The sequence below is a fragment of the Alloalcanivorax venustensis genome, assembly GCF_047495515.1.
GTDB classification, from domain to species: Bacteria; Pseudomonadota; Gammaproteobacteria; order Pseudomonadales; family Alcanivoracaceae; genus Alloalcanivorax; species Alloalcanivorax venustensis.
Genome location: NZ_CP179934.1, coordinates 551,310 through 577,160, shown reverse-complemented (window position 1 = coordinate 577,160; position 25,851 = coordinate 551,310). Strand labels below are relative to the sequence as shown.

Genomic DNA, 25,851 nt, shown 5'->3' with positions numbered 1-25,851 from the left:
TGGTTGCCGGGCCCAGCATTCCCGACCATGATTAACGCCGGGTTAATCCGGCGCCCGCATTCTGGTTTCCTATGCATCTACTACTGATCGAAGACGACGCCCTGCTCGGCGACGGCGTGCAGGCCGGTCTTCAGGCCCACGGCTTTTCCGTGGCCTGGGTGACCCGCGCCGCCGATGCCGACGCCGCCCTGGACAGTACCGCCTTTGACCTGGTGGTGCTCGATCTGGGTTTGCCCGACCAGGACGGGCTGTCGCTGCTGGCGCGCTGGCGCCGCCTGGGGCGGGACGAGCCGGTGCTGGTGCTCACCGCCCGGGACGGCGTCGAGCACCGGGTGACGGGATTGAACGCCGGCGCCGATGACTACCTGGTGAAGCCCTTTGACCTGGACGAGCTGGTGGCCCGCCTGCACGCCTTGATGCGCCGCGCCGCCGGCCGCGCCGCGCCGGTGATCGAGTACGGCGGCCTGCGGTTCGAACCGGCGGCCCAGCGGCTCTGGCTGCACGGCGAGGCGGTCACCCTGCCGCGCCGTGAGCGGGCCCTGCTGCAGGCGCTGCTGCAAAGCCGTGGCCAGGTGCTGACCCCGGTTCAGCTCGCCGACCGGGTCTACGGCTGGACCGACGGCGTGGAGAGCAACGCCCTGGCGGTGCACATCCACAACCTGCGCCGCAAACTCGGCGACGCCCTGATCGACACCGTGCGTGGTGAGGGCTACCGGCTGGGGACCCCGCCATGATCGGGCCCGCCAGTTTGCGCGGCCGCTTGCTGCTGTGCATGGGGCTGGGGCTGTCGGTGCTGTGGCTGGTGCTGGCGGTGTGGCTGCACGGCGAGGTTCGTGACCGGGTCGCGCGGGTGCTGGACCAGCGCCTGGCGGCGTCCGCGCGCATGGTGGTGTCGCTGCTGGAAAGCGACGCCGCCGGCGACCTGAAACTGCAGGAGTCCGGCGCCCTGCCCCTGGGCGGCATCGCCTGTGAAATCAGCAGCCTGCGCGGCGAGGTGCTGGCCCGTTCCGGCGGCGCCCCCAGCGCCGGGCTGGCGCTGCCCGAGGACGGCTTCGGCGAGCAACAGGTCGAGGGCGAAACCTGGCGGGTGTTCACCGTCAGCGACGGCGAGTTGCGCGTCACCTCGGCGGAACGCATGGCCGGGCGCACCGCCTTTATGCGCCAGGTGGCGCTGGTGCTGCTGGTGACTCTGGGCCTGGGCCTGCTGGCCAGCCTGGCGTTGGTGTGGTGGGCGGTGGGGCGCGCCCTGGCGCCGCTGGCCGAGCTGCGTGCCGACCTGTCCCGGCGCCGGGTCACCGACGAAGCGCCCCTGAGTGTGCCGGAAGGCGGGGTGGAACTGGCGCCCATGGTCGACACCCTCAACCACTGGCTCGGCAACGCCCGCGATGCCCTGCTGCGCGAACGGCGCCTCACCGACGACCTGGCCCATGAACTGCGCACGCCGCTGGCGGCGATCCGCACCCAGCTTCAGGTCGCCGATATGACAGACGGCGAGCGCGCCGCCCATGCCCGGGCGCAGGCCCGGCAGGCGGTGCTGCGGCTGGCCAACAACCTGGACCAGCTGCTGGCCCTGGCCCGGGAAGAGGGCGCGGAAAGCCGGCGCCGGGAGCCGCCCGAAGCGCTCGGCGATCTGCTCGCCACGGTGCTGGAAGAACTGCGGCCCGCCAGCCTCGAAAAGCGCCTCACCGTTCACCTGGACGCGGACGATGACCGGGCGTTGCGGCGGGCCGCTCCGGCCGGACCGGGCCTGATGCGGATCGCGCTGCGCAATGTGCTGGAGAACGCTGTCCGGCACAGCCCGGCCGGCGGCGAGATAGGGGTGCGGGTAGAGAGCGGACAGAACGGCGGAGACATTGCCGTGACCGTCGAGGATCAGGGCCCCGGGCTGGCCCCGGATCAGCGCGCCCGCGCCCTGGACCGGGGCTGGCGCGGCGGTGGCGAGGGCCAGGGGCTGGGTCTGGCCATCGTCGCCTCGGTGATGGCGCGCACCGGCGGTGCCATTGCGCTGGACGCCGCCGACAGCGGCGGCCTGCGCGTGACCCTGCGGTGGCTTAGTTCGCCGCGCCCGGCGGGAAGCGATTGAACATCTCCGCCACCATCACGTCGATGCGTTCCTTGCGGCGTTCGCTGCTCATCGATTCGTAGAGCGTGTCGCGGCTGGTGGCTTCCCAGACCACTTCGCTGCTGCTGCGTTCGACCAGGGCGATTTGCAGCTTGTGCTCTTCGTAGGTCTCGCCTTCCACCGGGGTGGTGGCGCCGATGCCGTAGCCCCGGTTGAACCAGCCGAAGCCGAACTGCAGGGTGCTGCCCTGGAATTTCTCCACCGGCACGAAGGCATAGCGCACCGCCAGGTCCGCCTGATCCAGGTCGGCACGGGTCAGCGGTCCGTCCGCCAGTTCGCGGTGTACGGCTTCCTGCACCCGCTGGCCGTTCAGGCTGAGCGCCTCCTGGTCGGCGTCCGGCGCCTCAATGGCGTAGCTGCGGTACTGACTGAAATCGGTGCCGGCGCGATGGTCGATCACCACCGGCGACACGCACCCGCCCAGCAACAGGGCGAGCGCGGCGATCAAGGGCAGGCTGTGTAAGGCTCGCATTGGACAACTCCCTGGGAATCATTCTCAAACAGTATAGAGCGCTTCCGCGAGGGTGACGTCAACGGGAACCGGCCGGAATCTGCACCCAGACCGCATGGGCGCGGGCCAGACAGCGACCGGCGGCGTCGTGCACCGCGGTGCCGGCGAAGTGTTTGCGCCCTTCGCGGCCCAGCGGCCAGCCACTCACCACATAGGTCTCGCCCACGTTCGGCAGCGCGTCCACCTGCACCGTGAAACTGCCCAGCACCACCCAGGTGTCCGGGTCCTTTTCAAGGGTGAATGAGCCCGGGCAGTCCAGCGCCGCGTACACCTGCGGCAGCGTCACCCGGCCCCGATCGTCGCCGTGGCTGGCCGCCGGTGTCCACGGGCAAGCCACCGCGCGGCGGTCGTCCAGCCAGCCGGGGAACAGCCGCAGGCCGTCGTCCCGGTCCGGGCCGCACACGTAGCAGCCCGGGAAAGGATGGTCGACGAAACCGCTGAAGCGGGTTTCCGCCTCCCGCGCTTCGTCCACGGTGGCCGGGACCGGCACGTTCAGTTCCGGCAGGCTGGCCTGGCGGGCGCGGGCCACCGGCTGGTCGTCGTGCAGGGCGAACCACTGCGCGTTGTCCAACCGCAGCGGCAGGTCGGTGTCCAGCGGCGGCGGCGCCATCAGGCGGGTTTCCACGCACGCCGTGCCGGCGTGCTCGGCCATGCGGCCGCAAATATAGCCGCCGTTGGCGGAGCCCGGCGGGCCGTTATAGCGGTTCTCAATGCGAATCGCGGTGGTGTTCGGTGTCATGGTGTTCTCTTTCCTACCAGTTAAACGGGTTCGGCTTCCGCCCTCAGGCATTCACCGAGAAAGCGTGCGGCCCGGCCGGCGTACTGACCGTCGGCGTAGACCAGATAGAGGTCGTGGAAGCGCTCCACGCCCTCTTTAAGCGGCAGCGGCAGCAGGCGGCCTTCGGCCAGGTCGGCGGCGATTTCGGTCTCCGGCACCCAGGCGAAACCCAGGCCGCGCAGCAGCGCCTGGCGGCGCGCGCTGCCGTGGGAAAAGGTCCAGCGCTGCTCGGCGCCCAGCCAGCCCGAGTCCACCCGGCGCTTGCCGGAATCGCGGATCACCAGCTGGCGGTGCGGGCGCAGGTGGTCCAGCTCCAGCGGCCCCTGATGGTGCAACGCGTGCTCCGGCGCCGCCACCGCCACGAAGCGGATCCGCGACAGATGATCGCCCATGAAGCCGGGCGGCACCCGGCCGGTGATCACCACGTCCGCCTCGTGGCGCAGCAGCGCCTCCTCGGAACCGGACAGCACGGTTTCCTGGAACTCCACCCGGGTCAGCGGGCTTTCGCTGGCCAGCCGCACCAGGGCGCAGAGCACCTGGTCCTGGGGGAACAGGCCGTCGGCGGTGAGCCGCACCAGCGGCTCCCAGCCGTGGCCGAAGCGGATCGCGGTGTTCTCGATGCGGCCCGCCTCGTCCACCAGCACCTTGGCCTGGCGGTACAACAGGTTGCCGGTCTCGGTGAGTTTGGCGCGGCGGCCCTCCAGGGCGAAGGCGCGCACGCCCAGCTCGGTCTCGATTTTCTGCACCGCGTAGCTGATCGCGGACTGGCTTTTATCCAGCGCCTCGGCGGCGGCGGCGTAGCCGCCCTCGTCCACCACGGCGATCAGGGCCTGCCATTGGTCCAGGGTGATTTTCGTCGACATATCGAATCAATTGACCATATTTCACAAATATGTGCTGTTTTATATCGCCTTTTCAGAATCAATAATAGAGGTCAGCTTCAAGCAATGATTCCAAGGAGGTCCCATGGGACTGCTGGTAGAAGGACAGTGGCAAGACAAGTGGTACGACACCAAGAGCACCGGTGGCCATTTCAAGCGCTCGGAAAGCCAGTTCCGTAACTGGGTGACCGCCGACGGCGAAGCCGGCCCCACCGGCGAGGGCGGTTTCCCGGCGGAGAGCGGGCGTTACCACCTGTATGTGTCCTACGCCTGCCCCTGGGCCCACCGGGCGCTGGTGATGCGCGCCTGGAAAGGCCTTGAGAAGCACATTGACGTGTCCGTGGTGCACCCGCTGATGCTGGAGCACGGCTGGGAATTGCGCGAGGACTTTCCCGGGGCCACCGGCGACCCGCTGTACGGCCTGGACAAGCTGTATCAGCTGTATTTGAAGGCCGACGGTAAGTATACCGGGCGCGTCACCGTGCCGGTGCTGTGGGACAAGCAGCGCGAAACCATTGTCAGCAACGAGTCCGCCGACATTATCCGCATGTTCAACAGTGCCTTTGACGGGGTCGGTGCGCGGCCGGGGGATTACTACCCGAGTGATTTGCGTGACCAGATCGAGGCGGTGAACAGCCCGGTCTACGAGAAGGTGAACAACGGCGTTTACAAGGCCGGCTTCGCCACCGGCCAGCAGGCCTACGACGAGGCGGTGCAGGCGTTGTTCGGCACCCTCGACGAATTGGAAGAGCGGCTCGGTAAAAGCCGTTATCTGGTGGGCAACACGCTCACCGAGGCGGATCTGCGCCTGTGGACCACGTTGGTGCGGTTCGATCCGGTTTACGTCACGCACTTCAAGTGCGACCGCCGTCGGATCGCCGACTATCCCAACCTGAGCGGTCTGCTGCGCGAGCTCTACCAGCTGCCCGGCGTGGCCGGCAGCGTGGATATGGATCATATCCGCAATCATTATTTCCGCAGCCACCCGACGGTGAACCCCCACGGGATCATCTCGATCGGCCCGGAACAGGATCTTTCCGCCGCCCATGACCGCGACCGGCTGGGCGAACGGGAGATCCGGGGCGCCTGAGCGTACCCCGGAGGACAGCCAACAGGAGGCAACCATGAAAGAGCGTCGCATACTCAATACGTTCCGTGCCCTGGATACATCCGATGGCGCCGGCGTGCGCCTGAAGCGCGCGCTGGGCCACAACCCGGCGGTGCGGCTGGATCCGTTCCTGATGCTGGACGCGTTCTCCTCCGACAATCCGGACGACTACGTGGCCGGTTTCCCGGCCCATCCGCACCGTGGCTTCGAGACTGTCACCTACCTGGTGGAAGGACACATGAAGCACCGTGATCACCTGGGTAACGAAGGCGATCTCAAGCAGGGCGGCGTGCAGTGGATGACCGCCGGGCGCGGCATCATCCACGAGGAAATGCCCCAGCAGCAGGACGGTTTGCTGCGCGGCTTCCAGCTGTGGATCAACCTGCCGGCGGCGGAGAAGATGAAGCCGGCCGGTTATCGGGACATCACCGACACCGAGATGCCGCGTCTGGATCTGCCCGGCGGCGGGCAGGTCAAGGCGGTGGCCGGCGAGGTGACGCTCAACGGTGAAACGATCACCGCGCCGGTGGTCGGCGGCAGCACCGATCCGCTCTACCTGGACGTGAAGTTGCGCGGCGGTGAAAGCCTGACCGTGCCGGTGAAAAGCGGCTACAACGCGCTGCTGTATCTGTTCGAAGGGAGCCTGACGGTGAACGGCGAGACGCTGCGCCTGGAGCACACCGGCACGCTGAGCGACGGCGATCGTGTGACGCTCGCCGCCGGTAAGGACGGTGCCCGGCTGTTGTTGCTGGCGGGCAAGCCGATCGGCGAGCCGGTGGCCCAGTACGGTCCTTTCGTGATGAATACTCAGGAAGAGATCGAGCAGGCGCTGCGGGACTACCGGGCCGGCACGCTGGCTGAGCCGGCCTGAGGGCTCGCTCGCACAGTTCTTCAGCCGAGTTTGGCGTCCAGGGTGATCTCAGCGTTGAGCACCTTGGACACCGGACACCCTTCCTTGGCGCCGTTGGCGATTTTCTGAAACTCGGCGTCGTCGATGCCGGGAATCTTCGCGTTCATATCCAGATGAATCTTGGTGATGCTGAAGCCGTCGCCGTCTTTATCCAGGGTCACTTTCGCCTTGGTCTCGATGCTGTCGGCGGTGTAGCCGGCGTTACCCAGCTCCAGCGAAAACGCCATCGAGAAACAACCGGCGTGGGCGGCGCCGATCAGCTCTTCCGGGTTGGTGCCGGGCTCGTCCTCGAAGCGGGTGTTGAAACCGTAGGGCTGTTCCTTGAGGGCACCGCTTTGCGTGGAAATGGTGCCTTTGCCCTTCTTGATGTCGCCTTCCCAGTGGGCGGATGCGAACTTGTTCATGACGTTGCCTCCCGATACGAATGTCCGGGCAAGAGTGGGAGCCCGTCCGTGAAGGATAGGTGCACTCTTGCCCGGCCGACCGTAAAAGAAGGATAAACGCCGGCTAGTCGTGGTCGCCTTCGATGGTCAGGCCGCGCGTGGCGTGATCCAGGCTGGTGGCGTCGGTTTCGTTGCCGAGCTTGATCATCAGGCGCAGGTCGTTGGGCGAGTCGGCGTGGGCGATGGCGTCTTCGTAGGTGATCTCGCCGGCGTCGTAGAGATCGTAGAGCGCCTGGTCGAAGGTCTGCATGCCCTGTTCCCGGGACTTGCCCATCAGCGCCTTGAGCAGATGAATCTCGCCCTTGCGGATGTGGTCCGACACCAGCGGCGTGTTGAGCAGCACTTCGATGGCGGCGCGCCGGCCCTTGCCGTCCGGCGTCGGGATCAGCTGCTGGGCGACGATGCCGCGCAGGTTCAGCGACAGGTCCATGTAAAGCTGGTTATGGCGATCCGCCGGGAAGAAGTGAATGATGCGGTCCAGCGCCTGGTTGGCATTGTTGGCGTGCAGGGTGGCCAGGCAGAGGTGGCCGGTCTCGGCGAACGCGATGGCGTGGTCCATTACCTCGCGGCTGCGCACCTCGCCGATCAAAATCACGTCCGGCGCCTGACGCAGGGTGTTCTTCAGCGCCACCTCGAAGGATTCCGTGTCGATGCCCACTTCCCGTTGCGTGACGATGCAGCCCTGGTGTTGGTGGATGAATTCGATCGGGTCCTCGATGGAGATGATGTGCCCTTTGGAGTTCTTGTTGCGGTGGCCGATCATCGACGCCAGCGAGGTGGATTTACCGGTGCCGGTGGCGCCGACGAAAATCACCAGGCCGCGCTTGGTCATCGCCAGGTCCTTGATCACCGGCGGCAGGCGCAGCTCGTCCACGTTGGGAATCTTGGTCTCGATGCGGCGCAGCACCATGCCCACCAGGTTGCGCTGGTAAAAGGCGCTGGCCCGGAACCGGCCGATGCCGCGGGCGGAAATCGCGAAGTTGCACTCGTGGTGTTCGAGGAATTCCTTGCGCTGCTTTTCGTTCATGGTGCTGAGCACGATGTCCCGGGTCATGTCCGGGGTCAGGGCGTTGCGCGTCACCGGCAGCACCTTGCCGTGAATTTTCATGCTCGGCGGCACGCCGGCGGTGATGAACAGGTCCGAGCCGCCTTTCTGCACCATTAATTTAAGAAGATCTTCAAATTCCATGCGCTTGCCCCAATCAGATGGCGTCCGGGTTCTTGGCTTTTTCCTGGGCCGCCTGACGGGCCACCAGGCCTTTCTTCACCAGGCCCTGCAGGCACTGGTCCAGGGTCTGCATGCCCAGGGCGCCGCCGGTCTGGATGGCGGAGTACATCTGCGCCACCTTGTCCTCGCGGATCAGGTTCCGGATCGCGGCGGTGCCGATCATGATCTCGTGGGCGGCAATCCGCCCGCCGCCGTTTTTCTTCATCAGCGTCTGCGAGATCACCGCCTGCAGGGATTCCGACAACATCGAGCGGACCATGGATTTCTCTTCCGCCGGGAACACGTCCACCACCCGGTCGATGGTCTTGGCCGCCGAGGTGGTGTGCAGGGTGCCGAACACCAGGTGGCCGGTCTCGGCGGCGGTGAGCGCCAGCCGGATGGTTTCCAGATCGCGCAATTCACCCACCAGAATAATGTCCGGGTCTTCCCGCAGGGCGGAGCGCAGCGCCTCGGCGAAGCCCAGGGTGTCGCGGTGCACTTCCCGCTGGTTGACCAGGCACTTCTTGGATTCGTGCACGAATTCGATCGGGTCCTCGATGGTGAGGATGTGCTCGTAGCGGCTCTCGTTGATGTAGTCCATCATCGCCGCCAGGGTGGTGGATTTACCCGAGCCGGTGGGCCCGGTCACCAGCACGATGCCGCGTGGGAAATCGGATATCTTCTGGAACACCTTGCCCATGCCCAGGTCCTCCATGGTCAGCACCTTGGAGGGAATGGTCCGGAACACCGCGCCGGCGCCGCGGTTCTGGTTGAAGGCGTTGACCCGGAAACGGGCCACGCCGGGCACGTCGAAGGAGAAGTCGGTCTCCAGGAATTCCTCGTAATCCTTGCGCTGCTTGTCGTTCATGATGTCATAAACGAGCGCGTGCACTTCCTTGTGCTCCATGGCCGGCAGATTGATACGGCGCACGTCGCCGTCCACCCGGATCATCGGGGGCAGGCCGGCGGAAAGGTGCAAATCCGAGGCGCCGTTTTTGGCGCTGAAGGCAAGCAGTTCGGTGATATCCATGGGTTTATGTATTCTTCTCAGTAGAATTTCGCAGGACGGTATAGGTCCTTAAACTAACCGCTCGCCGTGAGCCATTCAATCATGCCCGAAACCGATACCCCGCTAACCTCGATTCGCGCACGGATCGACGCCGCCTGCGCCGGCGCCGGCCGGGCCCCGCAAAGCGTTACCCTGCTGGCGGTCAGCAAGACCCGCGGCGCCGACGAGATCGCCGCGCTCGCCGACCAGGGCCAGCGCCATTTCGGTGAAAACTACCTCCAGGAAGCCCTCGACAAGATGCCCGCCCTGGCGGACCGGGGCCTGGAGTGGCATTTCATCGGCCCGATCCAGTCCAACAAGACCCGCGACATCGCCGCCCATTTCGACTGGGTGCACACCGTGGACCGCGCCAAGGTGGCGCGCCGGCTCAACGAGCAGCGCCCGGACCACCTGCCGCCGCTCAACGTCTGCATCCAGGTCAATGTGGACGACGAAGCCAGCAAAAGCGGGGTGGCGCTGGATCAGGTCGCGGCGCTGGCCGCCGGGTTCGCCGACTGGCCGCGCCTGCGCCTGCGCGGGCTGATGGCGATTCCCCGCGCCGACAGCGACGACCACAACCGCGCCGCTTTCCACGCCCTCGCCATGACACTGTCACAATTGCGCAATACAATGCCGGCCCTCGACACCCTCTCCATGGGTATGAGCGCGGACTACACGGTGGCCATCGAAGAAGGCGCCACCCTGGTGCGGCTGGGCACCGCCCTGTTCGGCCCGCGTCCGCCCAAGGACACTCGCTGAAAGGACGACGCAGCTTATGGCACAACAACTGATCGGCTTCATCGGCGCCGGTAACATGGCGAACAGTCTGGCGGGCGGCATGATCGCCAAGGGGATCCGCCCGGCCCGCATCTGGATGAGCGACCCCTCCCAGGACCGCCTCGACGAAGTGGCCCAGTTGCACCGCGTTCATGTCAGCCGCGACAACCTGGACGTGGCCCGCCGCGTGGACGTGCTGGTGCTGGCGGTGAAGCCCCAGGTGATGGGCGACGCCTGCGCCGCCCTGCGCGAGATCATCGAAGAGCGCCAGCCGCTGATCATCTCGATCGCTGCCGGCGTCACCGTGGACAACCTGCGTAACTGGCTCGGCGAGGCGCCCATCGTGCGCTGCATGCCGAACACCCCGTCGCTGGTGCAGGCCGGCGCCACCGGGCTGTACGCCGCGCCGGACGTGAGCGCCGAGCAGAAAGAGATGGCCGGGCAGATTCTCAGCGCCGTGGGCCTGACCTTCTGGTTCGAGACCGAAGGCGAGCTGGACGCGGTCACCGCGGTGTCCGGCTCCGGCCCGGCCTACTTCTTCCTGCTCATGGAGGCGCTGATCGACGCCGCCCGGGCCCAGGGGCTGTCCGCCACCACCGCCCGGCAGCTGGTGCTGCAGACCGCCTGGGGCGCCTCCCAGCTGGCGATCACCAGCGAGGACGGCCCCGACGTGCTGCGCCAGCGGGTCACCAGCCCCGGCGGCACCACCGCCGCCGCCCTGCAGGTGTTCGAAGAGGCGGGCCTGCGCGAGCAGGTGCAGGCCGCCGTGGCCGCCGCCCGCGAGCGCTCCGAGCAGCTTTCCGGCTGATGCCCGGGGGTCGGGCGGGCGCCGCCCGGCCAAAAATTTGAAACCGGCCGCCTTTACCCCAATACTCTGTCGCCACACGAACAGTCTGGAGTCGTCATGAATCCTCAGGGCGCCGCGGTCTTCCTGATTGATTTCGCATTCAGCGTATACATCTTCATCGTTCTGACCCGCTTCGTGCTGCAGTTGGCGCGCGCGGACTTCTACAACCCCATTTCGCAATTCGTGTTGCGCGCCACCAACCCGTTGCTGGCACCGCTGCGCCGCATCATTCCCGGCTACCGGGGCCTGGACATCGCCTCCCTGGTGCTGATCCTGATTCTGATCGTTGCCAAGGCGCTGATGCTGCTGACCATCCAGACCGGCGGCCTGCCGGCGGGTATCGGGCCGCAACTGCTCGTCTACACGCTCAGGGAACTGGCGTCGCTGATACTGGATTACGTGTTCTGGGCGGTGCTGGTCCGGGTGATCCTGAGCTGGGTGGCGCCGGACCCCTCCAACCCGGTGGTGCGGGTGGTGATCCAGATCACCGAGCCGCTGATGGCGCCGGTGCGCCGCCTGCTGCCGGACATGGGCGGGCTCGACCTGAGCCCGCTGATCGTGCTGCTCGGCGTGCAGCTGCTGAAGATTCTGTTCCAGCTGCACTGACCGGACTCGCCGGCGCCCTCCCCGGGCGCCGGTTCAGCCGGCGATCATGGCGCTGGCGCCACCGTCCACCACCAGGAACTGGCCGGTGATGTGCTTGCCGGCGTCGGACGCGAACAGCAGCACCGTGCCTTTCAGATCCTCCTCGTCGCCGACCCGGTTGAGCGGCACCCGCGCGGCCAGCGCCTCGACGCCGTGCCGATCGGTGAGATAGCGCGACATCTTGCTGGGAAACACGCCCGGGCCGATGGCGTTGACGGTGATGTTGTAGGCGCCCCATTCCGCCGCCAGCGCGCGGGTGAAGGTCACCACCGCGCCCTTGCTGGTGTTGTAGCCCACCGCCTGCATGAAGTCCCGGTTGCCGCCCAGGGCCGCGTTGGACGCCACGTTCACCACCCGGCCGCCGCCGTTGGGGATCATGCTGCGCCGGCCGATTTCCCGCGTCAGCAGGAACAGATTGCGCACGTTCAGCGTCATCACCTTGTCCCAGCCTTCCAGCGGATAATCCTCGGCGGGCGCTCCCCAGGAGGCGCCGGCGTTGTTGACCAGAACGTCCACCCGGCCCAGCACCTCCAGTGCCCGGTCCGCCAGGCCCATCACCGCGTCCTCGTCGGACAGGTCCACCGCCAGAGGGGTCACGTCGATACCGGCGGCGCGCAGTTGTTCGGCGGCTTCTTCGAGCTCATTCGCCTTGCGTGAGCTGATCACCAGCCGCGCCCCGGCTTCGCCCAGGGCCTGGGCCATCTGCAGCCCCAGCCCCCGGGACCCGCCGGTAACCAGGGCGGTACGGCCGCTCAGATCCATCAGTTGCTGCACGCTACGGGTTTGCGGTTCGCTCATTGTCGGGCTCCTCGTTATAGGGTTTGCGACCATCATTCGGGGCCGGGCCGGTACCCGCAACCACCGTTTGCGACGAAAAGCCGGCGGCTTCGGACACCGGGGTTGCGCGGCGCCGGGCTTTGCCCTTTGATGCGCGTTTGATCCGTGAAACGCAGTCGTGGAGCCCTCGAGTGAAAACACAGCCCTGGCAGTTGGAGACCGGCGCCTACCCGTTCTCGATCCGATTCAACCCGCATTACAGCCACCTGGACACCGAACGGCACGTAAACAACGTGGCGGTGCAGAGCTTTCACACCGAAGCGCGCACCCGCTTCCACATGGCGGTGCTCGGAGACCGGGCCTGGTATTCCGACGACGTGCTGCTGCGCCCGCGCCGCACCGTGACCCACTTTCTGCGCGAGACCCACTACCCCCACGAAGTCACCGCCGCCGTGCGCCTGGTGGCGGTGGAGGACGACAGCTACCGTCTGGTGCAGGCGCTGTTCCAGAGCGGCGAATGCGTGGGCGTGCAGGAGTGCCTGATGGGCGCCTGGGGGGAAGCCGGCTGGGTGGCGCTGCCGGAGGCGGCGCGCCGGGCCCTGGCCGCTGAGCAGGTGGACGGCCAGCCGCTACTGCCCTGGCCGGAGCTGCCGGAAGAGACCGAAACCTTCGAGCCGGGGCCGCGCCAGGTGGCCCTGACCGCCCGCTACGCGGACCTGGACCCGGACCGGCGGCTCTCCGAGCTGGCCCAGGCGCGTTACCTGGAGCAGGCCCGGGCCGGCTCGGTGACCATGCTGCGCCAGCCGAACCTGGGGCTGCTGGTGGCGCGCATCGACATCCGCTACCAGCGCTGGGACACCGGCATGGGCGAAGTGGCGTTGAGCTCCGAGCTGGCCGGCATCGGCAACAGCTCCTTCGTGCTGCGCGGGCGCGCCGCTGTGGACGGCCGGCCGGTGGCCATGGCGGAAAGCGTGATGGTGCTGATCGACCGCGACACCCACCGGCCCACCCCGGTGCCCGACGCGCTGCGCGCCGAGATGGCGGTGCTGCAGCCGCCTACAGCGTGATCTGTTTGCCGCGCGCTTCCTGACTCTCGATCCAGGTGAGAATGCGGCCACCCAGCGGCCGCTCGGTGGCCTCGGCGGCCAGCGCCACCGCCTCACGCAGCGCCTGGATCTCGATGCCGGTATCCAGGCCGCAGCTTTCCAGCAGGTAGACCAGATCCTCGGTGGCCACATTGCCGGTGGCGCCCGGCGCGAACGGGCAGCCGCCCAGGCCGCCCAGCGACGCATCGAAGCGGCGCACGCCCAGATCCAGGGCGGCCCAGGCCATGGCCGCCGCCAGGCCACGGGTGTCGTGCAGGTGCACGTAGAACCGCTCCGCCCCGAAGTCGCGAATCAGCGGCGCCATGATGTCCTTCATCTGCTGTGGGTTGCCGGCGCCGATGGTGTCGGCGATGGCTACCTCGTCGCTGCCGGCCTGGAACATGCGTTCGGTGAGACGCTGTGGCAGCGTCACCGGCACCGGCCCGTCGTAGGGGCAGGCGAAGGCGCCGGAAATATAGGTGCGGGTGGCCACGCCGTCGGCGCGGGCGGCCTGGATGATCGCCTCGCAACTGGCCGTCGCCTGCTCCAGGCTCATGTTCAGGTTGCGCTGGTTGAAGGTGTCGGTGGTGGACAGCACCAGCGCCACGGTGGGGTAGCCGGCGTCGCGGGCCAGCTGGTAGCCCTTCAGGTTGGGCACCAGGGCGGTGTAGTGCAGGCCCTCGTCCCGGGGCAGCAGCGGCGTCAGCGCCGCCGCGTCGGCCATCTGCGGAATCGCCTTGGGGCTGACGAAGCTGACCGGCTCCAGGTAGCGCACACCGGCGCCCACCAGTGCCCGTGCGATGGCCGCCTTGGCCTCGGTGCCCACCGTCACCGGTTGATTCTGCAGGCCGTCGCGCAGCCCCACTTCATTAACGATCGCCCTGTCTTTCATGCCTTGCCCGTCGTGAAGAGTTAAGGAACGGAAGTGTGCCACGGCGGCGGGTCCGCTGCATCCGGGGCGCGCCGCCGCCGGGAAGTCAATGGCCGGGCTGGTCCGACAATCGGGCAGGGTGCGTTGTGTCCAGGATGGCCGCTGGTTAGTGTCAGAGCGTTTTCCATACCGGCACGACCCCGGGGACCAGGGAGCACGACGATGATTTGGATTCTTTCGCTGATTCTGGTGGTGGTGATACTGATCCCCACCTATGTAACGCTGGCGTTCTATCTGGTCTGGCATTACGACCGGCGTAACTTCCAGGCGCCCCCGGCGGAGGGCGAGCGCGACCCGTTGCGCGGTAGCGCGGTGGCCCGGGCGATTCTGGTGGAAGCGGCCAGCCTCACCTTCCTCAGCGGCACCTATCCATTGCGTCTGCTCCACGACGCCTCGCCCAAGCGGGCGCGCGCCTGCGATCACCGCCCGGTGATCCTGGTGCACGGCTACGGCGGCAACAGCGCCAACTTTCTGTGGATGCAGTGGCGGCTGCGGCGCCAGGGCTTCCGCAACGTCTACGCGGTGAGCTACACGCCGCCGCACATCAACGCCCGCAAGCTCGCCGCCCAGGTCGCCCGCCACGTGGAAAATGTGCTGGCGCGCACCGGCGCCGAGCAAGTGGACCTGGTGTGCCACTCCATGGGCGGACCGCTGACCCGCTATGCCCTGAAGAACCTGGGCCTGGCCGGCAAGGTGAACAAGGTGATCACTCTGGGCAGCCCCCACTACGGCACCCGCATTTCCTCGCTGTTCCCGGCCCGGGGCGCGGCCGCGCAGATGCGTTACCGCAGCCCCTTCCTCGAGGAACTGGCGGAAGGCGGCCAGTGCCCGGGCGAGGCACGCTTCTATTGCCTCTACTCAGAGCTGGACAACTTCGTGATGCCCGCCTCCACCGCCACCCTGGCGGACGCGGAGGAGAACCTGCACCTGCCCTACCTGGGCCATTGCGCTTTGCTCTACAGCCCGCGGGTGGCGCGGGCCGTGTGCGAGCGCCTGAAGGCGGATTAAGGGGCATCACCGGGCGGAGAATGTGAAATCGAGCACGGCGCGTTGACTTTTACTGGCCAATGATTGGTACGATAGTACAATATAGTACAGACGTACCATTCAGGCTCAGTAAAACAATAACGCGCCGGTCGCCCCAGCGGCCCGGCCCATGGAGAAGGACGCCCATGCGCTCGATTCGATTCGCCCCGCTTTTCCCGCTGATGATGCTCTGCCTGGCCGGGCTGACCGCCTGCGGCGGTGCCGAAGAAGGGCCCACCAACCACCTCGGCGCGGCCCCGGCGGAAGTCTTTTACAGCTACCCCCATGACGGCCAGCGCCGGGTGTCCCCGGCCAGCCCGGTGGTGCTGCGGTTTTCTCATCCGCTTACCGGCGGCGCCGATGGCGTGCGGCTCAGCGACGCCGACGGCAACAGCGTGGCCCTGGCCGCCCCGGAGCCGGTGGACGGCGGGCTGGGCCTGCTGGTGCGCCCGGCGCAGGGCGACCTGCGCCCGGGCACCCGCTACCGGCTGACGCTGGACGGCCTGGAGACCGAGGCCGGCCCGCTGGCCTTCCCCGACGGCGCGCTCACCTTCGAAACCCGCTTGGCCTCGGGCGGCGCCAATGGGCAGCGGGGCTTTGATACCGTGCTGCGGCTGCGCGAGGTGCTGCCGGACGGCGACGACCTGCCGTTCATGGACTTCTCCACCCTGCGTTTGCGCTTCAACCAGATGCTGGACACGGACACCCTGACCTACGGGGAATCCATCTCGCTGACCCGGGACGGCGAGCTGGTGCCGGCGATCATGCTCGCCAAAGGCGACGCCGTCACCCTGGACCCGCGACAGGACCTGCGGCCCGGAGAGCGCTACACCCTTACCCTGGGGCCGTCGATCCGTGGCTTCCAGGGCGCCGCCCTGGCCGGCGGCGGGCTGCAGCGCAGCTGGGTGGCGCGGGATTCCCGGCCGCGCACGGTGATGGTCCAGGAGACGCCGCCGGCGTCCGGCCGTGGCGACGACCCCTGCGCCGACCCGGATGGCCGCCGCTCCAGGCTCACCGGCCAGGCGATGAACTGCGTGCCCATTGAGGCGGTGCTGCTGGGCGACGGCGACGCCACCCAGCAGAGCGGCAATGTGTTCACCGAACTGGCGTTCCTGCCGCACTACCCGGACGTGTCGCCGCTGCGCATCCCGCGCGGCAGCCTGCTCACCGGCAGCAACGTTAAAGTGAAGGTGGCCGGCGCGGTGCCGGCGGGCATCGAAACCGGCGACATCGCCGTGACGTTTTTGTCCGACGCCAGCGGCTACCTGCTGCCCAACCCGTTCAGCCGGCGCCCGGAGGCGCCGCGCCAGGTGCGTCTGTTCATGGACGTGGCGATGACGGCGGAAAACCCGGAAGCCAACGGCGCGCTCAGCCAGACCCTGCTGCAGGTGGAGCTGGTGGGTGTCGCCAAGGTGGAGGGCCAGCGCCTGGTGATCGACGCCCTGGGCGTGGTCGAGCCGGAAGTGCTCGGCCAGGAAACCGCCTTCGGCCTGCTCAGCCTGCACACCGAATCCTACCCGGACCAGAACAACGCCCCGGCGCCGATACCGGACACCCGCGCGCCCTTCCTGCAATCCACCATGCCGATGGCGGAGGACGGCCTGGCCGCCACGGTGCAGCCCGGCGACGCCCTGGTGATGAATTTCAGCGAGCCGCTGGACCCGGAGAGCCTGGAGCAGGCGCTGTCGCTCACCCGCGAGGGCGTCGACGAGCCGTTCGACTGGTCGCTGGACGGCGCCTCGGTGGTGGTGCGCCCGCACCGGCCGCTGCAACCCGGCGACCGCTACACCCTGGCGGTCAGCGACCGCGCCACCGACCTGGCCGAGCCCGCCAACCCGGTGCAGCCGGCCAGCCGCACCTTCCGGCTGCCGGCCCTGGTCGGCGACCCGGTGGCGCCGGTGCTGATCACCACCTACCCCGGCTTCCCCTGCGCCGTGGACAAGGCCAGCTGGCATATCGCCGAAGGCGACCACGGTCGCTGCCGAGGCGGGCGCGACGACGACGACCATCTGCCGGTGCCCACGTTGCCCGCCGACCGGCCGATCCGGGTCACGGTGTCCCAGGATATCGACCCCGCCTCGGTGCAGCTTGGTGAGACCTGCGGCAGCGGCAGCTTCCGCGTCGAGAGGGTGGCCGTGGACGGCGACGGCAACCCGGTGGCCATCCCGGACGGCGACAAGCGCAAGTACCAGTGCGACGCGGCCGTGCCCGGCCGTCTGAATGTCGAGGCCCGCACCCTCACCTTCATTCCCGACCAGCCCTGGGAAGACGGCGCCGCCTACCGCTACACCCTGCAATCGGTGAACCGCGCCTCCGGGCAGCAACCGGACGACTGTGTCTCCGGCGAAGCGATCTGCTCGCAAGCCGGCAAGCGCCTGCAGACCGCCCTGCTGGAAGGCCCGGAACCGGACTGGGGCGGCCCGGACCTGGAGATCCATTTCCGCGGCGCGCCGGTCACCGACAGCGTGTTCCAGGCGCTCAACAACCTGCCCACCGCGGACGTCAACGCCAACGGCTTCTTCGACGACGGCGAACCCGGCTACGGCGACGGCGAGCCGGCGGTCAACACCACCCGCCTGGAAGTGCTCGGCGGCAGCACCCTGACCCAGAATCCGCGCCTCGCCTGCGACACGCCGGAGCGTTGCGACATCCAGGTGGTCGGCGCGCTCAACTCCGAAGTGATCGGCCCCGGCGAATACGACGACCCGCGCACCGAGCAGGAGGAACGCCTGCCGGCGGTGCGCGTGGGCCTCTACCCCACGCAGATCCTCGCCTCCTCGGTAACGGTGAAAGCGGACGTGCTGATCGAAGGCGGCATCCCCATCGAAAGCCCCACCGGCACCCAGGTCATGCGCATGCGCCACCCCGAGGACGGCGGCCTGATCCCCGGCTGGATCGTCGCCACCGACCAGGGCCCGGAATTCCGCGCCGACGTCGACCTTTATCTGGATGCGCCCTACCTGGAAGCGCCGCTGGGCGGCCAGCACAACCAGCACAGCTACCCGCTGACCATGGAGCTCACCGGCCCGGTGACCTTCCTGCCCAACGGGCGCATGGTGATCAACCAGGTGAACGGCAACGTGATTCCGATCTCCGTAGAACTCACCGAGCTGCTCGGCTTCCTGGGCGCCAGCATCCATCTACAGATCCCCGCCGGCGCGGTGAAACTTCAGTACCTGGGGGTGCCGCTCAAACGCTGAGCGGCATTATTGACCCTGCTCAATATTGCCCCCGGCGCGCTTCGGTAGCATGGTAGAAGGACAACAAGCAGAAGGAGTCCACCATGAGTGAATATGGCGCCACCGTTGCCTGGCATTTGCCGCCGCAGGCCAGCTTCGACTACGAAACCTTCGACCGTTCCCATGAATGGACCTTCGCCGGCGGCGAGGTGGTGCAGGCTTCCGGCTCGCCGGAATACTTCGGCACCGCCTCGCGGGTGAACCCGGACGAAGCGGTGATCGCCGCCACCGCCAGCTGCCACATGCTCACCTTCCTGTCGATCGCCGCCAAACAGCGCCTGCGCGTGCTCAGCTACGTGGACCGGCCCCACGGCGTGGTGGAGAAGAACGCCGAAGGCCGCTTCGCGATCACCCGCATCACGCTGCGCCCCAAGGTGGTGTTCGAGGAAGACATCGATCCCGCCGCGCTGGCCAAGCTCCACGACAGCGCCCACCGCAACTGCTTCGTCGCCAACTCCCTGCGCTCGGAAGTCACCGTCGAGCCGGAATCCTGAGTTCCGGCCCGGGAACGCCGTGACCGGCCGGCCACGGCCGGACGGCGACCCCCGGGGCGGGAGCGGTTAAAATACCCTTTTGTGTCCAGCCAAAAGGGTCAGTCATGCTCGATCAGAACGAAATCGATCTGTTCCGCGATAACGTCCGCAAATTCCTCGAGAAGGAAGTGGCGCCCCACTACGACCAGTGGGAAAAGGACGAAAAACTCCCCCGCGACCTCTGGAACCGCATGGGCGAAAACGGCCTGCTGTGCGTCGACGTCCCGGAACAGTACGGCGGTTTCGGCGCGGACTTCCGCCTTTCCGCGATCATGGTGGAAGAAGCCTCGCGCATGGGCTTCGGCGCCCTGGCCTCCAACCTCTCCGTGCACTCGGACATCGTCGCGCCCTACATCCTCCACCTGGGCACCGAAGAGCAGAAACAGACCTGGCTGCCGAAGATGGTCAGCGGTGAAGCCGTGGGCGCCATCGGCATGACCGAGCCCGGCGCCGGCTCCGACCTGCAGGGCATGAAAACCCGCGCCGAAAAAGACGGCGACGGCTACGTGATCAACGGCCAGAAAACCTTCATCACCAACGGCCAGCACTGCGACGTCATCGTGCTCGCCACCAAAACCGACCCCAACGCCGGCGCCAAGGGCATGACCCTTTTCACCGTCGACACCAGCCTGCCCGGCTTCGCCCGCGGCCGGAACCTGGAAAAGATGGGCCACCACGCCGCCGACACCTCCGAGCTGTTCTTCGAGAACGTCAAGGTCGGCGCCGACCAGATCCTCGGCGGGGAAGGGCGCGGCTTCGCCAACCTGATGAACGAACTGCCCCGCGAACGCCTGATTCTGGCGCTCGGCGCCGTCGCCGCCTGCGAAGGCATGATCGACCGCACCATCGCCTACACCCAGGAACGCCAGGCCTTCGGCCAGTCGATCAGCAAATTCCAGAACACCCGCTTCGTCCTCGCCGACCTGCACGCCCAGGTGCAGGTCAACAAAGCGTTCTGCGAACAATCCATCGAGCAGTACGACCGCGGCGAACTCAGCACCACCAACGCCTCCATCGCCAAGCTCACCACCACCGAGCTGCAAGGCAAGGTGGCGGACCAGTGCCTGCAGCTCTTCGGCGGCTACGGCTACATGCAGGAATACCCGATCTCCCGCGACTTCGTCGACGCGCGCATCCAGCGCATTTACGGCGGCACCAGCGAGATCATGAAGGAGATTATCGCTCGGGATATTTTGGGGCGGTAACCGGCCGGGGCTTGCTGACCCCAAGCCTCAGCTTCAATCGTATCAAGAACGCGGCTTCGGCCGCGTTCTTTATGCGATGAGTTTTTGTTACCTTCCAAATTTTTTAAGTTTCGAGCTTTTAAGCTTAGTTTAACAAGATACGGCCTGCTTTATCGTCACTCAACGCAACTACACGCTATTGCCATTGGGCGTTGAGAGGTAGGCATATAAATGAACGGTAATCTATGAAGCTCTTCAGCCAAGGTGATGGGGTGTTTGATGTTATCGCGAAATTGGCAACTAGTGCCGGAGTTATATTTGGCGTGTGGGCATACTTCCACACGATTCATCCAGTCTTTGAGAAAGAAATAGAACTTCAAAGCCTTAGGGTCGAATCCCAGGATTTGTCCTCAGAGGTTCGCAAGCTAAATGAATCTGTCGATAGCCTGCGGAAGGAAAAAGCGCAGATTACGGCAGACCTTGCCTCTCTGGGAACGCAGCAAGTGAAGATCAAAGCGGAAATTTACGAAAGAGAACAGCAGCTTAAAAAGACAATTGCCAGTTTGAAAAATGCATCAGATGCGGCTGTCCTAAACAAGCTTCAGTATTATTCTGACAAACTGACTTCGGCATATATAGTGGCATCGATGGCCAACAAAGGTGCTGAATTTGATGTTCTCGCGCATAGCAGAAAAATTCTGGCTACACACTCCCCTGAGACTGTGGATGAATACAGTCAGAAAGCTTACGTCTACTTCAAGCGATACGTAGAAAGCTATGACGGTGAGCCATTAAAGGGTGATCGTGTGATTGAGTTTGCGGTTTCCTTATTTTTTGATTACAAGATTGAGATGCTCAAGAAGCGAGCATCCCAGAGTGAGTAAAATGATACGAGAAGTGTTACGCCTAAAAAGCGTAGTCATTCGTATATATAAACTTTGTGCGTGTGTATAGCGAGGGAGCCAGCACGTAGCGGGGCCTAAATCATATGAATTATCGGAATGAGGCTCGAAGGGCGCTTCAGCGCGCAAATGATCACTTAGACGATCCGGGAATCAGTCGAGGTCGATACGCAGCACTCGAGCTGCGCATGGCGCTGGAATCTTTGGTTTATGAGCGCGCAGATTCTTACAGAGAAGAGCTTCCAGGCCGCGCGCTTTACACATGGCAGCCCGGGAAGCTGCTTAAAATGCTTCTCGAGATTGACCCTTTAGCAGACAAAAGCTCATCTCTGAGTATCGGGGAGGAGGTGAAGTACGGAGAGTATGCGCCGAGGATGCGTTTCCTCGGCCATGACCGGGTTCTGACACTAAAAGAGATTAAGCGCTATTATGATCGCCTTGGGTCTTACTTGCACGCACCAACTCGTGAACAAGTAGATTCAGAAAAGCGTGTCTCTGATGAGAAAATAGTAAAGCGTTGCCGAGAGCTGACTCATATTCTTGATGAAGTCCTGGCCTCTCCTGTCTTTAATCTCGACTTCCGAGTCACCAGCAAGATCCAGTGTGAGAAGTGCGAAAGCATGATAACCCGAAGCCTGCCTTCTGACGGAGAGAAATTTGTAGCTAAATGCATAAGCTGTTTGGCCGAATACGACGTCGTGCTGGATAAAGGTGGGAAGGCGATATGGACGCCGCGTGTAGAGGTAATTGGTTGCGGCAATCCTAACTGTAATGCGAAGTTGGAGCTATGGAATAGCGAAATTAAGGTTGGGACGAACTGGCTATGTTCGACGTGTGGCGGAAGAAACGTGATTCTGCTTGGCTTGCAACATCAATCGAGCCATGAAGACACTTAAAGCGGCCGTAAAGCATTGGTCTCCCGGCGCCGTGTTTGTTCAGATTGGTCGATGAACCCTTGCGTTGGATTCTCGCGGCTTACGTCGGTGATGCATGATTTGGCTTTGTAGGCGGAATTTCGTGGTCATCGTTTATCAAGCTAGAGTCTCTACCTCCGATAGTGTAGGACTTCAGCGCGGGCGGTTCGAAGGCGACTATTCTCGATAGCTAGAAGAACGGTGAGAAATTTCGGGATTTTTGCGGGCACGCAACATAAGCGGGCGTACACGAGTATATCGCTCACCTTAGAGGCAAGCGAGTTACCTATTTTGGCCGTCAGGGCGACCTGCATACCGAGTGGTTTCCCAAGGCCGAGTCAGCGTCAGTACTTGGAGATGGTTAGGCTGTGCATGAATTATTTATTGTTTTGGTATTCTTTTCCTTTATGGCTTTGATTGTCCTCGGTGCTCGGTTTCTTTCGGTTTGGAGAACAGAAGCACCAGATCATTGGGCGTCTTGGTGCTCACCCAATATGTTCTTTAATATTGGTACTTACCTCCCAGTCGTCCTTGGGCGGCACCTCAACAAGTTCGATAATCGAAAGCTGCTGAAGGCGCGCAATGATCTCCGACTAGGCTTATTGATTTTCGTATTAGTTGTGACTGCTTTCATTTTGGTGCGAAGTAATGGTTAACGCTGCGTCTATTAAAAGCCTTGGTCAGGTGGCGCTTCTTAAGCGCCAGACAGAGAAGGTTCTGGCTGAACTGGATTTGGGAGACGCGCGGTCGCTCTGCTATACAGCGAAGATGCTTGAAGGGCGACATAGAGTGGAGAGTGCTGTTCCTCAGGCAAGAACCTGCAGCTACAGTGAGACCAGGGAGAAACTTGGCAAGTGGCTGAGATAGTCTTCTTGGGCGCCCTTAACCCGTGGTCGCCGGCGCCATAATGGTGCCCTGGGCCACCGCGCACAGGGTTTCCGAGCCGTCCTCCGCCACCGAGAACAGGTCGCAGCGGCACACCGCCGCTTGGCGGCCAGAGCTTTCCACCCGGGCGCGGGCCACCAGGGTGTCGCCCTTGGCCGCCTTCGTGTAGTTGATTTTGAACTCCAGCGTCAGGCCGTCGCCGTATAAGGAGCCGCCGGCGAAGGTCAGGGCGTTGTCAGCGAGATAGCTGAGTATGCCGCCGTGGGGGCGGCCGTGTTGCTGCAGGAACTCCGGGCGCAGTGCCAGGGAAAGCTGGGCCTCTCCTTCCACGAAACGATCCAGGCGCGCGCCCAGGAAGCGGCTGAACGGCTGCGCCGCCAGGACGCGTTCGCCGAGGGCCTGCATGTCTTGCGGTGTCATGGCGACTCCTCCAGAATGGTAATTAGAATATTATTCTAGAATAAGGTTCTAGTATGAGCGAAGCAAGTCCAGCGCGGCCCCGCGCCGGCGCCCGGGAGCGTGTACTGGCGGCGGCGCTGGCCTGCGCCACCGAAAGCGGCATGGATGCGGTCACCATCGATGCGATTCGCCTCCGCAGCGGCGTCAGCGTGGGCAGCCTTTATCACCACTTCGGCGACAAGCAGGGTGTGTTCGCCGCTCTTTTCGTGGCTGGAGTGGAGCATTTCGGCGAGATCGCGATGGCGGCCATGGCCAAGGGGGAGTCCGCCGAGGCGGGTCTGCGCGCGCTGGTGGAGGATTATCTGGACTGGGTCGTGGCGCATCCGGACTGGTCGCGTTTCCTGCTTGCGGCTCGTCCGCGCCTGGAAAGCACGGCCGGGCCTTTACTGCGCGACGCCAACGGCCGCTACTTCACGGCCCTGCGGGACTGGCTGAAACGCTGGCCGGAGAGCCGACATCTGGCGGGACGTCCCGCTCTAGTGCTGGCCCTGGTGTTCGGCCCGGTGGATTATCTGGTCCGGCCCTGGCTGGACGGGCTGATGCCGGCCAGCCCGCTGGAGCATCGGGACGCGTTGGCGGACGCCGCGGTGCGGGCGTTACTGGGCGGGTAAGAGTGGGTCAGGCCGCGTCCCGCTTAGCAATAGCCCGAAGCACCAGCCGGCACTGGTTGTCGCCGTACTCGCGGATGTCGGCGGCGGCTTGCTCGGCGTTGCGGGCAAGCACGTTTTCCAGCAGCCGCTGGAAGATCTTCAGTGACATGTCGAATTCGGTGGTGTCTTCCTGCAGGGCGATGTACGAAAAGCGCTTGAGCAGGGGCACCAGGTCTTCGATGTCGTCGGCCAGGTAGCGGTTGCGGGCGAAGCGGGCGGTGGCCATTTCCACGAAGCGGAAGGCCACCTGGTGGGCGCCGGGCATGTCGGCGTTGCGGTAGTGGCGCTCCAGCTCGGGCAGCATCATGGCCAGATCCTCGATCTCGCCGGGTTTCCAGTCCCGGGCGGCCTGGGCCGCCAGGTGGGAGAGCAGCAGAAACAGGAAGTTATACAGGTCGCGGACCTCGCTTTCCGTGACCTCGCAGACCCGCGCGCCCCGGCGCGGTTGCAGGCGGATCAGGTGGCGCTTTTCCAGCAGTCTGAAGGCCTCTCGAAGTGAGTTGGTGCTCACATCCAGCTCTTTGGCGAGCTCCGCTTCCGGCAGCTTTTCGCCGGGCGCGAGGTCGCCGCGCACGATGCGCTCGCTCAGGTGTTCGGCGATCTGTTCACTGAGACTCACTGCTTTCAGCGACATGGGACTCCTCCGGGTTCTGGCGGCTATTATCCGCGCACTTTCCTTCTATGTCACGAATTGAGTTGTTTGACAATTCAAGAATTGCTGTTAATGTTGCCATCGAAGAATGACAAAGTAATGGCTGAGTCGGCCGGATCCGTCCGCCCGACCGCCTGCTGGCTAAAGACAGAGCCTGGCGAGGACCACGGCCAGGGAGGAGACGAACCATGTTCGCGAAAATGCATTCCGATACGATGCTGAAGCTTAAGAAGTGGGGTTATCTGGCCTTCTGGGCGGCGGTGCTGCCGTTGCTGCCCATGAGCGCCTTCATCGGCCGCGAGTCCGGCACCCAGGACTATTGGGCCTGGTTCCTGTATTTCGTGGTGTTCGGCATCATTCCGGTGCTCGATTACATCATCGGCAAGGACCCGTCCAACCCGGATGAGCACCAGCAGGTGCCTTCCATGAGCCAGGAGCGCATCTACACCAGCGCGCTGTTCCTGATGGGCTTTATCTGGCTGGGCGTGCTGTTCTTCTCCGGCTGGGTGTTCGTGAACAACGACTACTCCCTGCTCGGCCAGCTCGGCTGGATTGTCTCCATTGGCACCGTGGGCGGCATCATCGCCATCAACCTGGGCCATGAGTTCGTGCACAAGGATCCCAAGCTGGAGAACTGGATGGGCGGCCTGCTGCTCTCCTCGGTGACCTACGCCGGCTTTAAGGTGGAGCACGTCCGTGGCCACCACGTGCATGTGTCCACGCCAGAAGACGCGTCCTCGTCCCAGTACAACCAGGGCCTGTACGAGTTCCTGCCGCGCGCCTTCAAGCACAACTTCCTGAACGCCTGGAAGCTGGAGAAGCAGTATCTGGAGCGCAAGGGTAAGAAGAACTTCAGCCGCCACAACGAGCTGATCTGGTGGTATTCGATCTCCGCGCTGTTCGCGGTGGCCTTCGGTCTGGCGTTCGGCTGGATGGGCGTGCTGTTCTTCCTGGCGCAGAGCTTCGTGGCCGCCTTTACCCTGGAAGTGATCAACTACATCGAGCACTACGGCCTGCACCGCCGGGTCACCGACAAGGGCCGCTACGAGCGGGTGACCCCGGCGCACAGCTGGAACTCCAACTACTTGCTCACCAATCTGGCGCTGTTCCAGCTGCAGCGGCACAGCGACCACCACGCCTACGCCAAGCGCCGCTACCAGGTGCTGCGCCACTACGAAGAGAGCCCGCAGCTGCCGGGCGGTTACGCCGCCATGTACGTGCTGGCGCTGGTGCCGCCGCTGTGGAAGAAAGTGATGAACCCCCGTGTGGAAGCCTACTACGAGGGGGAAATGGACCAGCTGTTCCGTGGCGAACGACGGGTCAACAACATCGCCTGA

General features: G+C 65.0%; 26 protein-coding genes. 16 read left to right on the top strand and 10 right to left on the bottom strand.

Translation table 11 applies throughout. The annotated features are described in order from the left end of the window. The first annotated feature begins 71 nt into the window (after positions 1-71). On the top strand, positions 72-734 hold the full coding sequence (locus tag ACMG4O_RS02795) for a response regulator (protein WP_194856504.1): 663 nt from the start codon (positions 72-74) through the stop codon (positions 732-734). Continuing rightward, positions 731-2,083, top strand: a complete 1,353-nt coding sequence (locus ACMG4O_RS02790) for a sensor histidine kinase (RefSeq protein ID WP_414434402.1) — start codon at positions 731-733, stop codon at positions 2,081-2,083. The genes ACMG4O_RS02795 and ACMG4O_RS02790 overlap by 4 nt, the downstream gene beginning before the upstream one ends. Here ACMG4O_RS02790 and ACMG4O_RS02785 read toward each other — a convergent pair. From ACMG4O_RS02785 to ACMG4O_RS02775, 3 genes are read right to left on the bottom strand one after another with little or no spacing between them, the layout of a single operon-like run. After that, the gene (locus ACMG4O_RS02785; RefSeq protein ID WP_142947902.1) at positions 2,052-2,594 is read right to left on the bottom strand and encodes a DUF4136 domain-containing protein; all 543 of its coding nucleotides are present in this window, start codon (positions 2,592-2,594) and stop codon (positions 2,052-2,054) included. The two genes, ACMG4O_RS02790 and ACMG4O_RS02785, sit on opposite strands and share 32 nt — an antisense overlap. A 58-nt stretch (positions 2,595-2,652) precedes the next feature. Further along, positions 2,653-3,372 carry a hypothetical protein gene (locus ACMG4O_RS02780; protein ID WP_414434401.1) on the bottom strand — a complete coding sequence of 240 codons (720 nt, stop codon included), beginning with the start codon at positions 3,370-3,372 and terminating at the stop codon, positions 2,653-2,655. A gap of 20 nt (positions 3,373-3,392) precedes the next feature. Further along, entirely contained in the window at positions 3,393-4,274 is an 882-nt protein-coding gene (locus ACMG4O_RS02775; protein ID WP_414434400.1) for a LysR family transcriptional regulator, read from the bottom strand. Between the two features lie 103 nt (positions 4,275-4,377). Here ACMG4O_RS02775 and ACMG4O_RS02770 point away from each other — a divergent pair, with 103 nt between their 5' ends. Both ACMG4O_RS02770 and ACMG4O_RS02765 read left to right on the top strand, forming a co-directional pair. Then, a complete protein-coding gene (locus ACMG4O_RS02770; protein ID WP_414434399.1) occupies positions 4,378-5,382 on the top strand; it encodes a glutathione S-transferase family protein in 1,005 nt (334 codons plus the stop codon). A 34-nt stretch (positions 5,383-5,416) separates the two neighbouring features. Beyond that, complete coding sequence (locus ACMG4O_RS02765; RefSeq protein ID WP_414434398.1) at positions 5,417-6,271, top strand: pirin family protein; 855 nt, start codon at positions 5,417-5,419, stop codon at positions 6,269-6,271. A 20-nt stretch (positions 6,272-6,291) separates the two neighbouring features. On the opposite strand, the gene ACMG4O_RS02760 is transcribed toward ACMG4O_RS02765, so the two are convergent. The 3 genes from ACMG4O_RS02760 to ACMG4O_RS02750 form a co-directional block, all read right to left on the bottom strand. Continuing rightward, positions 6,292-6,714 (bottom strand): OsmC family protein, encoded by a 423-nt coding sequence (locus ACMG4O_RS02760; protein WP_414434397.1) that lies wholly within the window; start codon positions 6,712-6,714, stop codon positions 6,292-6,294. Between the two features lie 103 nt (positions 6,715-6,817). After that, complete coding sequence (locus tag ACMG4O_RS02755) at positions 6,818-7,942, bottom strand: PilT/PilU family type 4a pilus ATPase (protein ID WP_370183907.1); 1,125 nt, start codon at positions 7,940-7,942, stop codon at positions 6,818-6,820. A 13-nt stretch (positions 7,943-7,955) separates the two neighbouring features. Then, a complete protein-coding gene (locus ACMG4O_RS02750) occupies positions 7,956-8,990 on the bottom strand; it encodes a type IV pilus twitching motility protein PilT (protein ID WP_142947895.1) in 1,035 nt (344 codons plus the stop codon). 81 nt (positions 8,991-9,071) lie between these two features. Between ACMG4O_RS02750 and ACMG4O_RS02745 the strand changes: the two genes are divergently transcribed. The 3 genes from ACMG4O_RS02745 (at position 9,072) to ACMG4O_RS02735 (ending at position 11,238) form a co-directional block, all read left to right on the top strand. After that, complete coding sequence (locus ACMG4O_RS02745; protein ID WP_142947894.1) at positions 9,072-9,767, top strand: YggS family pyridoxal phosphate-dependent enzyme; 696 nt, start codon at positions 9,072-9,074, stop codon at positions 9,765-9,767. Between the two features lie 16 nt (positions 9,768-9,783). Next, on the top strand, positions 9,784-10,593 hold the full coding sequence (gene proC / locus ACMG4O_RS02740) for a pyrroline-5-carboxylate reductase (RefSeq protein WP_067608471.1): 810 nt from the start codon (positions 9,784-9,786) through the stop codon (positions 10,591-10,593). Positions 10,594-10,689: 96 nt separating this feature from the next. Continuing rightward, entirely contained in the window at positions 10,690-11,238 is a 549-nt protein-coding gene (locus ACMG4O_RS02735) for a YggT family protein (RefSeq protein WP_142947893.1), read from the top strand. Positions 11,239-11,271: 33 nt separating this feature from the next. Here ACMG4O_RS02735 and ACMG4O_RS02730 read toward each other — a convergent pair whose 3' ends face one another. Then, on the bottom strand, positions 11,272-12,075 hold the full coding sequence (locus ACMG4O_RS02730; RefSeq protein WP_414434396.1) for an SDR family oxidoreductase: 804 nt from the start codon (positions 12,073-12,075) through the stop codon (positions 11,272-11,274). Between the two features lie 170 nt (positions 12,076-12,245). On the opposite strand from ACMG4O_RS02730, the gene ACMG4O_RS02725 reads away from it, so the two are divergent. Beyond that, positions 12,246-13,121 carry a thioesterase family protein gene (locus ACMG4O_RS02725; RefSeq protein ID WP_414434395.1) on the top strand — a complete coding sequence of 292 codons (876 nt, stop codon included), beginning with the start codon at positions 12,246-12,248 and terminating at the stop codon, positions 13,119-13,121. Here the strand turns inward: ACMG4O_RS02725 and ACMG4O_RS02720 are convergent. Further along, positions 13,111-14,031, bottom strand: coding sequence for a hydroxymethylglutaryl-CoA lyase (locus ACMG4O_RS02720; RefSeq protein ID WP_194856494.1), 921 nt, complete (start codon positions 14,029-14,031; stop codon positions 13,111-13,113). The two genes, ACMG4O_RS02725 and ACMG4O_RS02720, sit on opposite strands and share 11 nt — an antisense overlap. Positions 14,032-14,232: 201 nt before the next feature. On the opposite strand from ACMG4O_RS02720, the gene ACMG4O_RS02715 reads away from it, so the two are divergent. From ACMG4O_RS02715 to ACMG4O_RS02690, 6 genes are all read left to right on the top strand, one after another. Further along, a complete protein-coding gene (locus ACMG4O_RS02715) occupies positions 14,233-15,078 on the top strand; it encodes an esterase/lipase family protein (protein ID WP_194856493.1) in 846 nt (281 codons plus the stop codon). A 164-nt stretch (positions 15,079-15,242) separates the two neighbouring features. Next, the gene (locus ACMG4O_RS02710; RefSeq protein ID WP_414434394.1) at positions 15,243-18,296 is read left to right on the top strand and encodes an Ig-like domain-containing protein; all 3,054 of its coding nucleotides are present in this window, start codon (positions 15,243-15,245) and stop codon (positions 18,294-18,296) included. Positions 18,297-18,379: 83 nt separating this feature from the next. Further along, positions 18,380-18,829, top strand: coding sequence for an OsmC family protein (locus ACMG4O_RS02705; RefSeq protein WP_335628293.1), 450 nt, complete (start codon positions 18,380-18,382; stop codon positions 18,827-18,829). Between the two features lie 104 nt (positions 18,830-18,933). Then, positions 18,934-20,073, top strand: a complete 1,140-nt coding sequence (locus ACMG4O_RS02700; RefSeq protein ID WP_414434393.1) for an acyl-CoA dehydrogenase family protein — start codon at positions 18,934-18,936, stop codon at positions 20,071-20,073. 224 nt (positions 20,074-20,297) lie between these two features. Next, positions 20,298-20,936: a hypothetical protein gene (locus ACMG4O_RS02695; protein WP_414434392.1), complete on the top strand. Its 639-nt coding sequence runs from the start codon at positions 20,298-20,300 to the stop codon at positions 20,934-20,936. Positions 20,937-21,142: 206 nt separating this feature from the next. Further along, positions 21,143-21,850, top strand: coding sequence for a hypothetical protein (locus ACMG4O_RS02690; RefSeq protein WP_414434391.1), 708 nt, complete (start codon positions 21,143-21,145; stop codon positions 21,848-21,850). A 900-nt stretch (positions 21,851-22,750) separates the two neighbouring features. Here the strand turns inward: ACMG4O_RS02690 and ACMG4O_RS02685 are convergent. Next, positions 22,751-23,173 carry a PaaI family thioesterase gene (locus ACMG4O_RS02685; protein ID WP_414434390.1) on the bottom strand — a complete coding sequence of 141 codons (423 nt, stop codon included), beginning with the start codon at positions 23,171-23,173 and terminating at the stop codon, positions 22,751-22,753. 53 nt (positions 23,174-23,226) lie between these two features. On the opposite strand from ACMG4O_RS02685, the gene ACMG4O_RS02680 reads away from it, so the two are divergent. Further along, positions 23,227-23,823 (top strand): TetR/AcrR family transcriptional regulator, encoded by a 597-nt coding sequence (locus ACMG4O_RS02680; protein WP_414434389.1) that lies wholly within the window; start codon positions 23,227-23,229, stop codon positions 23,821-23,823. A gap of 7 nt (positions 23,824-23,830) precedes the next feature. Here the strand turns inward: ACMG4O_RS02680 and ACMG4O_RS02675 are convergent, their stop codons facing one another. Continuing rightward, complete coding sequence (locus tag ACMG4O_RS02675) at positions 23,831-24,496, bottom strand: GntR family transcriptional regulator (RefSeq protein WP_067606955.1); 666 nt, start codon at positions 24,494-24,496, stop codon at positions 23,831-23,833. A gap of 206 nt (positions 24,497-24,702) precedes the next feature. On the opposite strand from ACMG4O_RS02675, the gene ACMG4O_RS02670 reads away from it, so the two are divergent. Continuing rightward, a complete protein-coding gene (locus ACMG4O_RS02670) occupies positions 24,703-25,851 on the top strand; it encodes an alkane 1-monooxygenase (protein WP_142947881.1) in 1,149 nt (382 codons plus the stop codon).

Excerpts from the sequence above, each read along its gene's own strand:
- ACMG4O_RS02680 (WP_414434389.1), top strand. The coding sequence starts at position 23,227 with ATGAGCGAAGCAAGTCCAGCGCGGCCCCGCGCCGGCGCCCGGGAGCGT.
- ACMG4O_RS02675 (WP_067606955.1), bottom strand. The coding sequence starts at position 24,496 with ATGTCGCTGAAAGCAGTGAGTCTCAGTGAACAGATCGCCGAACACCTG.
- ACMG4O_RS02745 (WP_142947894.1), top strand. The coding sequence starts at position 9,072 with ATGCCCGAAACCGATACCCCGCTAACCTCGATTCGCGCACGGATCGAC.
- ACMG4O_RS02705 (WP_335628293.1), top strand. The coding sequence starts at position 18,380 with ATGAGTGAATATGGCGCCACCGTTGCCTGGCATTTGCCGCCGCAGGCC.
- ACMG4O_RS02760 (WP_414434397.1), bottom strand. The coding sequence starts at position 6,714 with ATGAACAAGTTCGCATCCGCCCACTGGGAAGGCGACATCAAGAAGGGC.
- ACMG4O_RS02670 (WP_142947881.1), top strand. The coding sequence starts at position 24,703 with ATGTTCGCGAAAATGCATTCCGATACGATGCTGAAGCTTAAGAAGTGG.
- ACMG4O_RS02785 (WP_142947902.1), bottom strand. The coding sequence starts at position 2,594 with ATGCGAGCCTTACACAGCCTGCCCTTGATCGCCGCGCTCGCCCTGTTG.
- ACMG4O_RS02755 (WP_370183907.1), bottom strand. The coding sequence starts at position 7,942 with ATGGAATTTGAAGATCTTCTTAAATTAATGGTGCAGAAAGGCGGCTCG.
- ACMG4O_RS02775 (WP_414434400.1), bottom strand. The coding sequence starts at position 4,274 with ATGTCGACGAAAATCACCCTGGACCAATGGCAGGCCCTGATCGCCGTG.
- ACMG4O_RS02690 (WP_414434391.1), top strand. The coding sequence starts at position 21,143 with ATGGCGCTGGAATCTTTGGTTTATGAGCGCGCAGATTCTTACAGAGAA.
- ACMG4O_RS02795 (WP_194856504.1), top strand. The coding sequence starts at position 72 with ATGCATCTACTACTGATCGAAGACGACGCCCTGCTCGGCGACGGCGTG.
- proC (WP_067608471.1), top strand. The coding sequence starts at position 9,784 with ATGGCACAACAACTGATCGGCTTCATCGGCGCCGGTAACATGGCGAAC.
- ACMG4O_RS02765 (WP_414434398.1), top strand. The coding sequence starts at position 5,417 with ATGAAAGAGCGTCGCATACTCAATACGTTCCGTGCCCTGGATACATCC.
- ACMG4O_RS02735 (WP_142947893.1), top strand. The coding sequence starts at position 10,690 with ATGAATCCTCAGGGCGCCGCGGTCTTCCTGATTGATTTCGCATTCAGC.
- ACMG4O_RS02720 (WP_194856494.1), bottom strand. The coding sequence starts at position 14,031 with ATGAAAGACAGGGCGATCGTTAATGAAGTGGGGCTGCGCGACGGCCTG.
- ACMG4O_RS02685 (WP_414434390.1), bottom strand. The coding sequence starts at position 23,173 with ATGACACCGCAAGACATGCAGGCCCTCGGCGAACGCGTCCTGGCGGCG.
- ACMG4O_RS02790 (WP_414434402.1), top strand. The coding sequence starts at position 731 with ATGATCGGGCCCGCCAGTTTGCGCGGCCGCTTGCTGCTGTGCATGGGG.
- ACMG4O_RS02695 (WP_414434392.1), top strand. The coding sequence starts at position 20,298 with ATGAAGCTCTTCAGCCAAGGTGATGGGGTGTTTGATGTTATCGCGAAA.
- ACMG4O_RS02770 (WP_414434399.1), top strand. The coding sequence starts at position 4,378 with ATGGGACTGCTGGTAGAAGGACAGTGGCAAGACAAGTGGTACGACACC.
- ACMG4O_RS02710 (WP_414434394.1), top strand. The coding sequence starts at position 15,243 with ATGCGCTCGATTCGATTCGCCCCGCTTTTCCCGCTGATGATGCTCTGC.
- ACMG4O_RS02750 (WP_142947895.1), bottom strand. The coding sequence starts at position 8,990 with ATGGATATCACCGAACTGCTTGCCTTCAGCGCCAAAAACGGCGCCTCG.
- ACMG4O_RS02730 (WP_414434396.1), bottom strand. The coding sequence starts at position 12,075 with ATGAGCGAACCGCAAACCCGTAGCGTGCAGCAACTGATGGATCTGAGC.
- ACMG4O_RS02715 (WP_194856493.1), top strand. The coding sequence starts at position 14,233 with ATGATTTGGATTCTTTCGCTGATTCTGGTGGTGGTGATACTGATCCCC.
- ACMG4O_RS02780 (WP_414434401.1), bottom strand. The coding sequence starts at position 3,372 with ATGACACCGAACACCACCGCGATTCGCATTGAGAACCGCTATAACGGC.
- ACMG4O_RS02700 (WP_414434393.1), top strand. The coding sequence starts at position 18,934 with ATGCTCGATCAGAACGAAATCGATCTGTTCCGCGATAACGTCCGCAAA.